Genomic DNA, 12,180 nt, shown 5'->3' with positions numbered 1-12,180 from the left:
CGTCGCTTAATCCTCGATCGCCTTGTCGGTCAGCATCGACATCGCGCCTGCCAGCTTCTCCAGCGATTCCTCGGCTGCATCGAGGTCGTACATGTCCTCCAGCTCGTCCGGATCCATGTAGCCGATCTTGGTCTGCCCCTCGTCGTCCCAGATCAGCACCCGGGCCGGCAGGTCGTAGGCGACGCGCGGATCGGCGTTCATCAGGGGCGTTCCGATTTCGGGATTGCCGAAGATCAGGACAGTCGCGCCGGGCATTTCCAGCCCCGCCGCCTCGGCCGAGCGCTGATGATCCACGCGGGTGACCAGCTTGGCGGGGCTTCCCTCGATCGCGGCCTCCAGGTTGTCGGCGGTCGTCACGACGTCATGGGGGCTGTCCTTGACGATCCAGTCGTCGGGGCCGTCATCGGAAAAGGCGGGTGCGGCCATCAGGGTCATGGCGGTGGCGATCAGCGGCAGGCGCATTGGCATTCCTTTCGTTCCATCCCGATGGCCCCGCCCCGGAACGGGGAAGGGCCGTTGGCAAACACGTCGAACCGGGGTCCGGTTCCTCAGCCGCCGGTGATTTGCAGCAGGAACAGGTAGAAGACCGACGGCCCCATCAGACATCCGAGGCCGGTATAGAAGGTCGCCGTCATCGCGCCATAGGGCACCAGCCGCTTGTCCGTGGCCGCAAGACCACCCGCCACGCCGCTGGTCGTCCCCATCAGCCCGCCATAGGCCATGGCCGATTTCGGGTTGTTCAGCCCGATCAGGGGCGCGACGAAGGGCGTGCCGATCATCACCAGAACCGCCTTCAGAAGCCCCGCCGCGACCGACAGCGCGATCACGTCCGAACTGGCCCCAAGCGCGGTTCCCGTCACAGGCCCGACGATATAGGTCGCGGCACCGCCCCCGATTGTCGCCATGCTGACCGCGTCGGTATAGCCGAAGGACGCCGCCACCACCGCGCCCACGACGAAGGACAGCGCGATGCCCAGAACCAGCGACAGCACGCCGGCGGTCCCGGCCTTGCGGATCTCGCGGATATCCACGCCATAGGCGGTGGACACGATGGCCAGGTCGCGCAGCATCGACCCGCCCATGATCCCGATGCCCGCGAACAGCGGCACATCCGACAGGCCCGACGATCCGCCGGTGACCCGCCCGCCGATCCAGGCCAGCAGCAGCCCGATGATGATGGCGACCGCCGATCCGTGCAACCGACCCGCGCTGAGCCGGTCCGACAGCTGATAGGACAGCCACATGATCACGCCGACCACCACGAAGGCGAAGACGAGGCCGTTCTTCTCGATCAGTCCGATGATGTCCTCCATCGCTCATGCCTCCTGCGGCATGAGGGGCGGCAGCGGTGCTTCGCGGCCGCCGACGCGGGCCACGACCGGGACCATCGCCAGGCAGACGGCCGTCGCGCCCACCCCCGCGACGATCGCGACGGGGCCGCCTGCAAGGGCCGCCACGACGTTCTGATTGGCCGCCATCGCCACGACGATCGGGATGTACATCGCGCTCCAGAACAGGACGCCCTGCTCGGTCAGGGCGGGCAGCCGACCGGCACGCCGCATCCGGTCCGTCACGACGACCAGCAGCAGCATGGCGAAACCGACCCCGCCCACATTCGACTGGACCCCCAGAAGGTCGCCCAGCAGATCGCCCAGGATGACGCCCACCAGATGGCAGGCGGCCAGGGCCGCAACTCCGTAGATGATCATTTCTCTCCTCCCTCTCTTCTGTCATCCCCGGTGCGCGCGACCTCCTCCGCCGCGCGTGCCGGGGTCCGTCATTCAGGCATCCACACCGGAATACAGGTCCGCATGGGTGCGGCGCAGTTCCGCCTTCTGGACCTTGCCCATCACGTTGCGCGGCAGGGCATCGGCCAGGATCACGCGCCTTGGCTGCTTGAAGCGCGCAAGGCTGTCGGCCAATGCGTCGCGCAGCGCCTCGGGGTCCAGCTGAGCATCGCCCCTGGGCACGACCACCGCCGTGACCCCTTCGCCCAGATCGGGATGCGGCAGGCCGATCACCGCGCTTTCCAGAACGCCCGGCAGCGCGTCCAGCGCCTCCTCGACCTCCTTCGGATAGACGTTGTACCCGCCCGAGATGACCAGATCCTTGTCGCGCCCGCTGATGCGCAGATATCCGTCCTCGCCGATCAGCCCCAGATCGCCGGTGATGAAGAAGCCGTCGTCGCGGAACTCGGATGCGGTCTTCTCGGGCATGTTCCAATAACCCTCGAAGACGTTCGGGCCCTTCACCTCGATCAGGCCGATCTGCCCGTCGGGCAGCGGCGCGCCGGACTCGCGGTCGGTCACGCGGATGGCGATGCCCGGCAGCGCCATGCCCACCGCGCCCGGGATGCGATCGCCGTCATAGGGGTTCGACGCGATCATGCAGGTCTCGGTCATGCCATAGCGTTCGAGGATCTTCATGCCGGTGCGTTCCTCGAAGGCCCGGTGATCCTCGGCCAGCAGCGGGGCCGAACCGGACACGAACAGGCGCATGTTCGCGGTCGCCTCGCGCGTCAGGCGATCGGATTTCAGAAGGCGGGTGTAGAAGGTCGGCACGCCCATCAGGACGGTCGCGCGGTCCATCAGGTCGATCGCCTGTTCCGGGTCGAACTTGGTCAGGAAGACCATCGTCGCGCCCGCGGTCAGCGCCATGTTGGCGGCGACGAACAGCCCGTGGGTATGGAAGATCGGCAGCGCGTGGATCAGCCGGTCATCCGCGGTGAAGCGCCAGCATTCCAGCAGCGCCTCGGTGTTCGAGGTCAGGTTGCCATGCGTCAGCACCGCACCCTTGGACCGCCCCGTCGTCCCCGAGGTATAGAGGATCGCGGCACGATCCGACGGGCCGCATTCGACGCGATCCTCGCGCGGGGTGGCACTGCGGGCGGCGTCCATCAGCGTGCCGTCGGCATCCGCGCCAAGCGTCTCGACCCGCAATGCATCCGATGCGCGGTGGGCATGATCCCCCGCCACCAAGGGATCGCAGACGAAGATCCGGGGCGAGGCATCACCCAGGAAATAGTCGATCTCGGGGCCGGTATAGGCCGTGTTCAGCGGCAGGAAGATGCCGCCGACCTGCAGCACCGCCAGGTACAGCGCGATGGCCTCGGGCGATTTCTCGACCTGAACGGCCACGCGGTCGCCGGGCGTCACGCCCATTCCGGTCAGCGCGCCGGCCATGCGTTCGACCGTCTCGCGCATCTGCGCAAAGCTGATATCGGGCAGGCCGGGTCGCTGGAACAGGGGTTTTCCCTCCAGCAGTTCGGCCGTCTGGATGAATTGCTCATGGATGGTCTGCATCGAAGGCCTCCTCTCCTTCTTATCGTTGCAGGGCGACGGCAAGCTGTTCGCCATGGGCGACGGTGCCGTCCCGGACGAAGCCCTCGTGTCGGGCCTCGATCAGCGGCAGTTCATAGAGATAGTTGATCATCAGCCCGTGCGCGGTTCTGACCGCAGCGTCCGACAGGTCCGCGGGCCAGTTCAGGCGGTGGGCGCTGGCGCCGTTGCCCAGGTGAAACCGCGCGACCGGATCGGCGGGCATCCCGCCCCTGCCTTTTTCCTGCACGATGTATCGCGCGGCGACGGCCTCGACCTCTGGGCGCAGGGCCGTCGCGGCATCCGGATCGTCGCGCCATGTGCCCGCATTCAGCGCCAGGGCCAGTTCGCCGGCGCGATCGTCGGTTTGCCGTTCCAGCCAGCGCGCGAAGCCCGGCACCGGCGACAGCGTGACGAAGCGCGACAGCTGCGGCAGTTCGGCGCTGAGGACCGCGACCACCTGCTTGATAAGGAAATTGCCGAAGGACACGCCCTTCAGCCCGGCAAGGCTGTTGTTGATCGAATAGAAGACGGCCGTGTCGGCCTCGACCGCATCGCGCGCCTCGGGGGCGGTCAGGATCGGGCCGATGGCATCGGGGATGCCGCGGGTCAGCGCCACCTCGACGAAGATCAACGGTTCCTCGCCCGTGGCGGGATGGAAGAAGGCATAGAGCCTGCGGTCGTTGTCGGCCAGGCGCCGCTTCAGGTCGTCCCAGCCCTGCATCCTGTGGACGATCTCGTATTGCATGATCTTTTCCAGGATCGATGCAGGCGAGGCCCAGTCGATCCGGCGCAGCGTCAGGAACCCCCGGTTGAACCAGGATGCAAAGAGATGGGCGAAATCCTCGTCGATGGGGGCAAGTGCGGGATCGTCGGCGATGGCTTTCAGCAGGTCCTCTCGCATGCGGACAAGCTGCAGCGTGGCACCGGGCGCAAGGTTCAGACGGCGCAGCAGCGTCTGGCGCGCAGGTTCCACGGCGCGGAACAGATCGGCCACCGCGACCGCATCGCCGCCCGCGTCCCACGCGGCATAGGCGTTCCGGATCGCATCGGCATCCACCCCGTAATCGTCGCGAAGATGGGCGAAGAAGACGCGCCTTTCGTCCACCGACAACTCGGCATAGGCCGCCAGCGCCTGTTCGGCCACCGCCACCCTGGAGGCATCGCCGATCCGCCCCATCAGCACGCTGCAGGCCGCGATCAGCCGTTCGGGCGCCGGATGTGCCAGCGCCTTCAGCGTCTCGGCTTCGCCCGCCCGTTTGCGGCGGGTGATCGCCTCGACGAAATCGGTCAGGAAGGTCAGTCTCTGCTTACCCATGAAAATTCTCCCTTCACCTCAGATATACACCTGAACGGTCATGTTGTATATAACAAGCATCGGAATGGACAAAACCGGCAATGCCGGGTGAAATGGGCAGCAAGGACAGAGACATCGCATGAAGACAAACCTGCCCACCGCGCAACGCATCCGGCTGGCGCTGGAAAACGACATCGTCGACGGACGCTTTCAGCCTGGCGACAGAATCGATCCGGAAGCCATCGCGGCCGATTACGGCTGTTCGCGCACCCCCGTGCGCGAGGCGCTCCAGGCGCTCGAGGCATCCGGCCTGCTGATCGTGCAGCCCAAGCGCGGCACGTTCGTGGCCAAGCTGGGCGTGACAGAGCTGATGGAGCGGTTCGAACTGATGGCCGAGATGGAGGGCTTCTGCGCCCGCCTTGCCTGCAGACGCGCCGACGATCAGGACCATGCGCGGATCCAGGCCAGCCTCATGGCCTGCGAGACCGCCGCCCATGCCGGCGACAGCGACCGCTACTATGCCGAAAATACCGAGTTTCATCAGGCGATATATCACGCGGCGCACAATGCCTTTCTGGAGGTCGAGACCCTGCGCCTGCAGGCGATCCTGCAGCCCTATCGTCGGCGTCAGCTGCAGGCGCGGGGCCGGGTCCGCACGTCGCTGGACGAACATCGCCGCATCGCGCATGCCATCCGCGACGGGGACGAGGCCGAAGCCGGTCGCATCATGCAGGATCACGTGCTGATTCAGGGCGAACGCTTCCGGGATCTGGTCGCGCTTCTGGAAAGGTTCGAACGTCGTGCCTAGTTTGGGGGACTGAACAAGGAAGGAAGCCATGACCGAAGCAACACCGATCCGCGTCGATATCGTCTCGGACGTCGTCTGTCCCTGGTGCGTGATCGGCTATCGCCAGCTGGCGCGCGCATCCGAGGAGACGGGCATTCCCGTCGATATCCACTGGCACCCGTTCGAGCTGAACAGCCACATGCCCCCCGAGGGGCAGAACCTGCGCGAGCATATCGCCGAGAAATACGGGACCAGCATCGAGGAATCCGAAGCCTCGCGCCATCGCCTGACCGATCTGGGGGCCGAGCTGGGATTCGAGTTCAACTATGCCGCCGACATGCGGATGGTGAACACCTTCCGCGCCCATCAGCTGATCGACTGGGCCGCGACACAGGGCAAGGCGCACGAGGTGAAGATGGCGCTGTTCGCCTCTTTCTTCACGGATCGCCGCGACGTGTCGCAGCTGGATGTGCTGGGCGATGCGGCGGTCGAGGCCGGGCTGGACCGGGACGAGGCGCTGGCCGTCCTGCAGGACGAACGCATGGCGGACGATGTGCGCCAGAAGCAGCAGTTCTGGACGGGTCACGGCATCTCGGGCGTGCCCGCGATGGTCTTCATGCAGCAGCACCTGGTGACCGGTGCGCAGGGGACCGAGAATTACGGCCGCATCCTGCGCCATCTGGCCGAGGCTTGATCACGAACGCGTGATCTCCGTAACGAACGGTTCGATATCCTCGAACTGGCAGGGGAAGGACGGCGCAGGATCGTCCTTTTCACCTGCCAAGGAGGATATCATGACCCGTTGCACGACCCCATCCGACCTTGGTGCCGCCATGCCGGGGACGGCATGTTTCAGGGGCGCGAATGCCGCATTCCCGAAACATGCCCTAGGGCCGAGGCGCCCGGACAACCGGCCGCTGCGCGGCGTTCCCGTCTGACCAGACGGACCCTCTTGCCCGCGCCGCCGTTCAGCCCGCCCCACCGTCAAGGTCGTTGCCATGTTTCAGCCCCTTTTGCCCTTCCCCGCGCGCCCTGATCCCGGGCATTCCGCCCGGCCCGCCTTCGGCGTCCGCCATGGCGACACGGCGCTGATCGAAGCGGCATCATGGCCGGTTCTGCAGGGCGCCCGACCGCGCCCCGAACCCCGGCTGAGGGAGAAGTGATGGCGTTCATGGATACATATGCGCCCCCCCGGCATTGCCCCCTGCCTGCAATAGGCGGTATCCTGCTCAGAAGCTTGGCTGACGAACGGGAGGTGGCACTGGAACCGCAGGGTGAATGGGAAAGGCTGTTGACGGCCGCAAACGCGGGTGACGGCGCTGCCTTCGCGCGGTTCCTGATGCAGATCACACCGGTCATTCGCGGGATCATCCGCGCAAGGGCCGTCACGATGGGCCCCGACGAACACGAGGATATCCTGCAGGAGGTTCTGCTGGCCGTCCATCTGAAACGGGGCACATGGCAGGGGGACCGCCCCGTGCGGCCGTGGCTCTATGCCGTGGCGCGCCACAAGATCGTCGATGCCTTCCGCAGACGCGGCTCGGCCGTCCATGTCCCGATCGAAACATTCGCCGAGACCCTGCCCGAGGATCGCAGCGACGAACCGATGGCCGCGCGCGATGCCGCCGCGATGCTGAGCCAGATCGACGAGCGATCCGCACAGATCGTGCGCGCGATCGCCATCGAAGGAGAAAACGCCGAAACCGCCGGCGAACGCGTCGGCATAAGCGCCGGCGCCGCAAGGGTCACGATGCACCGTGCAATGAAACGCCTGAGTTCCCTCGCCGAGAGGATGACGAAATGAGCCACAGACAAACCACCGAAGACCTGATCGCCAGCCTTGCGGCCATGCCTGCGCCGCCCCGGCTGCGCATGTCCCGTATCGCCCTGCAGATCGTCGGGCTGGTCGCCATCGGCATATTCGCGTTGCTGTTCACCACCGGGCTGCGCCCCGACCTGGCAGAGGCCCTGACGACGCCGATCACGCTGGCCAAGACGGCGATCCCGCTGTCGCTTGCCGCGATCGCGCTGCCTGCCGCCATGTTGACGGCCCGTCCCGATGCCCATCCGCCGCTGTGGCTGCTGGCCCTGCCCATCGCGGTCGCGGTCGCGCTCTATCTTGCGACGATGGCGGGAACGCCCGTCTCGATGATCCCGCAGCGGATCATCGGTGTCTCGATCGCCACCTGCCTGACCTCGATCACGGCGCTGTCGCTGACGCCGATCATCGTGGGCACCGCGCTGATGCGCCGGGGGGCCACGACGCGTCCCACCCTGACGGGCGCCCTGATCGGTCTGGCCTCGGGGGCGGGCGCGGCTGCCGGCTATGCCCTGCACTGCCTAGACGACAACCCGCTGTTCTTCGTCACCTGGTACGGGATCGGCATCGCCATCGCCACGGCCGTCGGGGCCATTCTGGGACGACACTGGCTGCGCTGGTGATTGGCGGAAGGGAATGGGAGTCGAACCCACCCGGGACAGGCTCGCTGCCCCAACCGGATTTGAAGTCCGGCCGCCCCACCGGGGACGATTCCCTTCCATGACCCACACGGCATGCGGGGCCGCCTTGATGGCCAAGCCCCGCGCGCTTTGCAAGCGCCTTATCCGAACAGATCCAGCCGGTGCGGGTTCAGTTTGCGCATGTCCCCGCGCCGGATCGTCACACCCATCCTGTCGAAGTAATCCAGGATCTCGATCGCGACCTTGCGCCCGTTGTTCAGCCTGTCCCGGAATGCCGGGGCCGCGAACCAGCCATCGTCCGAGCTTTCGGCCACATCGCGCAGGATCGCCAGCATCTCGACCGTGACCTGCCGCGCGAAGAAATGGTCGTTGGCGATCTGATCGGTCAGTCCCAGCTTCTGGGTCAGCCGCATCGTGCGGCGCAGTTCGCGTTCATCGACGCCGAATTCGGTCGCGAAATCGCGCACGCGGGGCGGGCGAAACCGCAGGTCGCCCGTCAGTTCCGGCAGAACGCGGACCCACAGCGCCTCATCCTCGGGGGACAGGCGGACCGAGTGGCCTGGCAGGCGCAGAAAGGCACCGTCCAGGACGACGCGCCCCTCGGCTGCCTCGGCCCGCAGAAACGCCAGATGCGCGTCCTTGGGCAGGCGCGGCGACATCGACAGCCGCAGACGTTCGCGTCCCAGGCCCGGCATGTCGGGGTTTTCCTCGTGAAACGCCGCCAGCTGTTCCTGAAGCTGGTGACGCAGCGCCCCAAGATGCGACGGCGACAGCGCCACCCCGGCGAAATTCGGAATGTCCCCCGGCATCGGCAGCGCCCTGTCGCGAAAGAAGACGCGCAGATCCACGGGGGCAATGTCCAGCATCGGCTGCAACGGTTCGGGCAGGCGCGCGGCATCGATCAATGCAAGGCGTTCGGGCGTGCGCCTGCGCCGCGCGGGCGGGCGCATGTCCAGGAAACGTCCGCCCCCGATGGTCCGGCTGGCCGATACGTCGCGCAGCACGAAGCGGTCCTGCACGGCGGCCGCGATGGGTCGGTCCAGCACGATCTGGACCGGGCCGCCCTGACCCGGAGAAATGGGATCGCCGAGGGGGACGATCCGGGCACCGCGTTCGGCGGCGTGACTGTGCAGACGTGCGGGAAACCAGGTTCCGACGGGCTTGGGCTCGGATGGCAGGACCGACAGCCAGGCATCGATCCGGTCGGTGGGGCCAAGCAGTTCCGGGGCCATAACCATGTCGCCGCGGTGAATCGCATCCTTGGCGATCCCCTCGCCCGACAGGTTCACCGCGCAGCGCTGTCCCGCAATCCCGACGGATGCCGGTCGGTTCTGGGCATGGATGCCGCGCACGCGCGCCGCGATCCCGTCCGGGCCGACCACGACCTGATCCCCGACCGAGACCTGCCCCTGCACGATCATGCCCGTGACGACGGTGCCCGCGCCGGACAGCGTGAAGCTGCGATCGACCGACATGCGCAATGGCAGCGCATCGGCCCGGGCGGCGGTGCGATCCTCCTCGGCGATCAAGGCGGCGCGCAGCGCGTCGATCCCGGCACCGGTGACGGATGATACGGCCATGACCTGTGCCCCGGCCATCGCGGTGCCGGCCAGCGCATCCGCGATCTGCGCGGTGACCTGCCCCCGCCGCGCGTCGTCCACCAGATCGGACTTGGTCAGCGCGACGATGGCCCGCTCGATCCCCAGCAGGTCCAGAATGGCAATGTGTTCGCGCGTCTGGGGCATGATCCCGTCATCGGCGGCGACGATCAGAAGCACCATGTCGATCCCGCCGGCCCCTGCCAGCATCGTGTGAATCAGCCGCTCATGGCCCGGCACATCGACGAAGCCCGTGATCGCACCACCGCCCAGATCGGCATAGGCGAACCCCAGATCGATGGTGATGCCGCGGGCCTTCTCCTCGGCCAGCCGGTCGGCATCGGTGCCGGTCAGCGCCTTCACCAGCGCCGTCTTGCCATGGTCGATATGCCCTGCCGTCCCGACGATCATCGCCCGCTCAGCGCCCCGATCAGGTCATCGTCGGCGCCGAGGCAACGCAGGTCGAGGATCAGCGCCCCGTCATGGATATGCCCGATCACCGGGTGCCGCAGCGCGCGCAGCCGTGCCGCCAGCCTGTCGGGGGCATCGCCCCCCTGCCCGGTCAGCCGCAACCCCGCCGAGGGGATCGTGTCGGTCGGCAGCGCCCCCGATCCGACCTGGCTCTGACACTCGCAAACCTGCGCATCGAAGCCCCAGTCCGCCAGGATCGCGGCGACCTTCGGCTGCAACCGTGCGGCCTGGGCCGCGATTTCGGCCTTGGGTCGCGACAGCATGCGCAGCACCGGCAGGCGTTCGGCCAGCCGGTCGGGATCGCGGTAGAGCCTCAGCGTGGCCTCGAGCGCGGCGATGCGGATCTTGTCCAGGCGCAGCGCGCGCTTCAGCGGATTGCGATTGATCTCTGCGATCAACTCGCGGCGGCCCACGATGAAGCCCGCCTGCGGTCCGCCCAGCAGCTTGTCCCCCGAGAAGGTGACCAGATCCGCACCCTCGGCCACGGCTTCGGCCACGGTGGGTTCGCGGCGCAGGCCCCATCGCGACAGATCCACCAGCGACCCCGCCCCCAGATCGTTCAGCAGAACGACGCCGGCCTCGCGCGCGATGCGCGACAGCGCGGGCGCTTCGACCTCGGCGGTGAAGCCTTCGATCCGGTAGTTCGACGTATGCACCTTGAGGATCAGCCCGGTATCCGCGTCGATCGCGGATTGGTAATCGCGGGGATGGGTGCGATTGGTGGTGCCGACCTCGACCAGACGGGTGCCTGCGCGGGACATGATGTCGGGCATGCGGAAGGCGCCGCCGATCTCGATCAGTTCCCCGCGCGACACGATGCTGCCCCGACCCTGCCCGAAGGTGTTCAAGGCGATCAGAACGGCGGCGGCGTTGTTGTTGAGGATCGTCGCGTCCTCGGCCCCGGTCAGTTCACGCAGCAGCCCGCGCAGATGGTCGTCGCGCTGACCGCGCCCGCCGGTAGCAAGATCGAATTCCAGGGCAAGCGGGGCGGCCATCGCGGTCGCAGCGGCCGTCACCGCCTCGGAGGCCAGGATCGCGCGGCCCAGATTGGTGTGCAGCACGGTCCCGGTCAGGTTCAGCATCGGACGCAGGGCCGTTGCGGCGGCGGCGGCCAGATCGGCACCGATCAGATGCGGCAGCGCCGCCGCCTGCGCCGCACCGTCGGCCCCGTCGCGGATCGCCTGCCGGGCGGCGTCCAGCCGTGTCCGGGCCGCGGCGGTCACCGCCTGCCGCCCATGTTCGTCGATCAGTGCTGCCACCGCATCCGATTGCAGCAGCTGATCGACCGAGGGAAGGGCCCGGAAGCCCTGCATCAGAACCCCGCCAGGAACGGGTTGAAGCCTCCGCGGGCGATGCCCTTGTCTTTCATCAGCAGATCCAACCCAAGCGATCCGACATCATCCGCGATCGGTTCCAGGCTGGGGTTGCTGCTCTGGGTCAGGATCTTCACCCAGTGATCGCATTTGGCACATTCCTCGGCGCGCACGGTCGCCTCGGCGGTTTCGACGCTGCGATAGGAGATTTCCTCGTTCGAACCGCAACAGAGGCAGGTGACGCGAACCTCGTTCCAACGGGTCTGACAGCAGGCGCAGGTCGCATAGCGCACGCCCTCCAATTGCCCGACCGTCGTGATCGAGGATGTCGCGGGACGCCCCCCGCAGGACGGGCAGACCCCGGTGCGGATCGGGACCAGCGCATCGGCATCCAGCGTCGCGGCCAGCCGCGACAGGTGCAATTGCACGGCCAAGGCGACGAACAGATGCGGCGCCACGCTGTCTTCGGGGATCTGGTCGGCCAGCAGGTTCTCGACCAGCCAATGTCGGTCGGCGACGCCCGCCGCCGTCACGGCCGACAGGGCAAGGCGCGCTTCTTCGGGCATCTCGATCGACTGGGCCTCGGACAGGACGCGGTCCAGCAGAATGTGCAGATCGGGATCGGTCGCAAGCTTCGCGCGGTCGATGGGCGGCATGCGGCTTTCGCGGGCCAGCTCGATCCGGTCGCGCGGGAGGGGCGTCACCTGGGGCAGGTCACGCGCGATGCGATCCTGCAGGGCGACCAGCCGGCCCAGGAATTCAAGATAGGGGCCCAAGTTCTCGCTGTGCTGTGACAGGAATTCGAAGCGCCGCGCACGGGTGCCGAAAAGGCGCGCGGGGTTCGGCAAAAAGGCAAGCGGCGCCTGAGGGACGCCGCCAATGACCGTCGGGTCGGGTTGAACGGTGGAAGTCATGATCCTCTCTGGGCCGACCGGCC

At 67.3% G+C, this 12,180-nt stretch carries 13 protein-coding genes and 1 tRNA gene; 5 read left to right on the top strand and 9 right to left on the bottom strand.

The annotated features are described in order from the left end of the window. Positions 1–6 precede the first annotated feature (6 nt). The 5 genes from KO490_RS09120 to KO490_RS09100 all read right to left on the bottom strand — a co-directional run bounded on the left by KO490_RS09120 (position 7) and on the right by KO490_RS09100 (position 4,635). Positions 7–462, bottom strand: coding sequence for a DUF302 domain-containing protein (locus KO490_RS09120; RefSeq protein ID WP_216019102.1), 456 nt, complete (start codon positions 460–462; stop codon positions 7–9). Between the two features lie 86 nt (positions 463–548). After that, a complete protein-coding gene (gene madM, locus KO490_RS09115) occupies positions 549–1,313 on the bottom strand; it encodes a malonate transporter subunit MadM (protein WP_216019101.1) in 765 nt (254 codons plus the stop codon). Between the two features lie 3 nt (positions 1,314–1,316). Then, positions 1,317–1,709 carry a malonate transporter subunit MadL gene (gene madL / locus KO490_RS09110; RefSeq protein WP_216019100.1) on the bottom strand — a complete coding sequence of 131 codons (393 nt, stop codon included), beginning with the start codon at positions 1,707–1,709 and terminating at the stop codon, positions 1,317–1,319. Between the two features lie 72 nt (positions 1,710–1,781). Beyond that, on the bottom strand, positions 1,782–3,302 hold the full coding sequence (locus KO490_RS09105) for a malonyl-CoA synthase (protein WP_216019099.1): 1,521 nt from the start codon (positions 3,300–3,302) through the stop codon (positions 1,782–1,784). 19 nt (positions 3,303–3,321) lie between these two features. Then, complete coding sequence (locus KO490_RS09100; RefSeq protein ID WP_252727087.1) at positions 3,322–4,635, bottom strand: malonyl-CoA decarboxylase domain-containing protein; 1,314 nt, start codon at positions 4,633–4,635, stop codon at positions 3,322–3,324. 118 nt (positions 4,636–4,753) lie between these two features. Here KO490_RS09100 and KO490_RS09095 point away from each other — a divergent pair, with 118 nt between their 5' ends. The 5 genes from KO490_RS09095 (at position 4,754) to KO490_RS09075 (ending at position 7,843) form a co-directional block, all read left to right on the top strand. Continuing rightward, positions 4,754–5,422, top strand: a complete 669-nt coding sequence (locus tag KO490_RS09095) for a GntR family transcriptional regulator (RefSeq protein ID WP_216019098.1) — start codon at positions 4,754–4,756, stop codon at positions 5,420–5,422. Positions 5,423–5,450: 28 nt separating this feature from the next. Continuing rightward, the gene (locus KO490_RS09090; protein WP_216019097.1) at positions 5,451–6,095 is read left to right on the top strand and encodes a DsbA family protein; all 645 of its coding nucleotides are present in this window, start codon (positions 5,451–5,453) and stop codon (positions 6,093–6,095) included. A gap of 304 nt (positions 6,096–6,399) precedes the next feature. Next, positions 6,400–6,564, top strand: a complete 165-nt coding sequence (locus tag KO490_RS09085; protein ID WP_216019096.1) for a hypothetical protein — start codon at positions 6,400–6,402, stop codon at positions 6,562–6,564. Positions 6,565–6,638: 74 nt separating this feature from the next. Further along, complete coding sequence (locus KO490_RS09080) at positions 6,639–7,205, top strand: sigma-70 family RNA polymerase sigma factor (protein ID WP_252727086.1); 567 nt, start codon at positions 6,639–6,641, stop codon at positions 7,203–7,205. After that, positions 7,202–7,843 carry an NrsF family protein gene (locus KO490_RS09075; protein WP_216019094.1) on the top strand — a complete coding sequence of 214 codons (642 nt, stop codon included), beginning with the start codon at positions 7,202–7,204 and terminating at the stop codon, positions 7,841–7,843. The genes KO490_RS09080 and KO490_RS09075 overlap by 4 nt, the downstream gene beginning before the upstream one ends. Before the next feature lies 1 nt (position 7,844). On the opposite strand, the gene KO490_RS09070 is transcribed toward KO490_RS09075, so the two are convergent. The 4 genes from KO490_RS09070 to fdhE form a co-directional block, all read right to left on the bottom strand. Next, positions 7,845–7,940 (bottom strand) — tRNA-Sec (locus tag KO490_RS09070). A gap of 61 nt (positions 7,941–8,001) precedes the next feature. Further along, the gene (gene selB / locus KO490_RS09065) at positions 8,002–9,870 is read right to left on the bottom strand and encodes a selenocysteine-specific translation elongation factor (RefSeq protein WP_216019093.1); all 1,869 of its coding nucleotides are present in this window, start codon (positions 9,868–9,870) and stop codon (positions 8,002–8,004) included. Beyond that, positions 9,867–11,243 (bottom strand): L-seryl-tRNA(Sec) selenium transferase, encoded by a 1,377-nt coding sequence (gene selA / locus KO490_RS09060; RefSeq protein ID WP_216019092.1) that lies wholly within the window; start codon positions 11,241–11,243, stop codon positions 9,867–9,869. The genes selB and selA overlap by 4 nt, the downstream gene beginning before the upstream one ends. Further along, the gene (gene fdhE / locus KO490_RS09055) at positions 11,243–12,157 is read right to left on the bottom strand and encodes a formate dehydrogenase accessory protein FdhE (RefSeq protein ID WP_216019091.1); all 915 of its coding nucleotides are present in this window, start codon (positions 12,155–12,157) and stop codon (positions 11,243–11,245) included. Before fdhE ends, selA begins: the two co-directional genes overlap by 1 nt. Between the last annotated feature and the right edge of the window lie 23 nt (positions 12,158–12,180).

Origin of the sequence: Paracoccus sp. C2R09 (genome assembly GCF_018860625.1) — a bacterium.
Lineage (GTDB): Bacteria > Pseudomonadota > Alphaproteobacteria > Rhodobacterales > Rhodobacteraceae > Paracoccus.
This window is presented reverse-complemented; position numbering and strand designations above follow the sequence as displayed.

Bases quoted from the DNA above. Each gene is read 5' to 3' on its own strand.
- KO490_RS09075 (WP_216019094.1), top strand. From the start codon at position 7,202: ATGAGCCACAGACAAACCACCGAAGACCTGATCGCCAGCCTTGCGGCC.
- selB (WP_216019093.1), bottom strand. From the start codon at position 9,870: ATGATCGTCGGGACGGCAGGGCATATCGACCATGGCAAGACGGCGCTG.
- KO490_RS09090 (WP_216019097.1), top strand. From the start codon at position 5,451: ATGACCGAAGCAACACCGATCCGCGTCGATATCGTCTCGGACGTCGTC.
- KO490_RS09095 (WP_216019098.1), top strand. From the start codon at position 4,754: ATGAAGACAAACCTGCCCACCGCGCAACGCATCCGGCTGGCGCTGGAA.
- KO490_RS09100 (WP_252727087.1), bottom strand. From the start codon at position 4,635: ATGGGTAAGCAGAGACTGACCTTCCTGACCGATTTCGTCGAGGCGATC.
- fdhE (WP_216019091.1), bottom strand. From the start codon at position 12,157: ATGACTTCCACCGTTCAACCCGACCCGACGGTCATTGGCGGCGTCCCT.
- madL (WP_216019100.1), bottom strand. From the start codon at position 1,709: ATGATCATCTACGGAGTTGCGGCCCTGGCCGCCTGCCATCTGGTGGGC.
- madM (WP_216019101.1), bottom strand. From the start codon at position 1,313: ATGGAGGACATCATCGGACTGATCGAGAAGAACGGCCTCGTCTTCGCC.
- KO490_RS09120 (WP_216019102.1), bottom strand. From the start codon at position 462: ATGCGCCTGCCGCTGATCGCCACCGCCATGACCCTGATGGCCGCACCC.
- KO490_RS09105 (WP_216019099.1), bottom strand. From the start codon at position 3,302: ATGCAGACCATCCATGAGCAATTCATCCAGACGGCCGAACTGCTGGAG.
- KO490_RS09085 (WP_216019096.1), top strand. From the start codon at position 6,400: ATGTTTCAGCCCCTTTTGCCCTTCCCCGCGCGCCCTGATCCCGGGCAT.
- selA (WP_216019092.1), bottom strand. From the start codon at position 11,243: ATGCAGGGCTTCCGGGCCCTTCCCTCGGTCGATCAGCTGCTGCAATCG.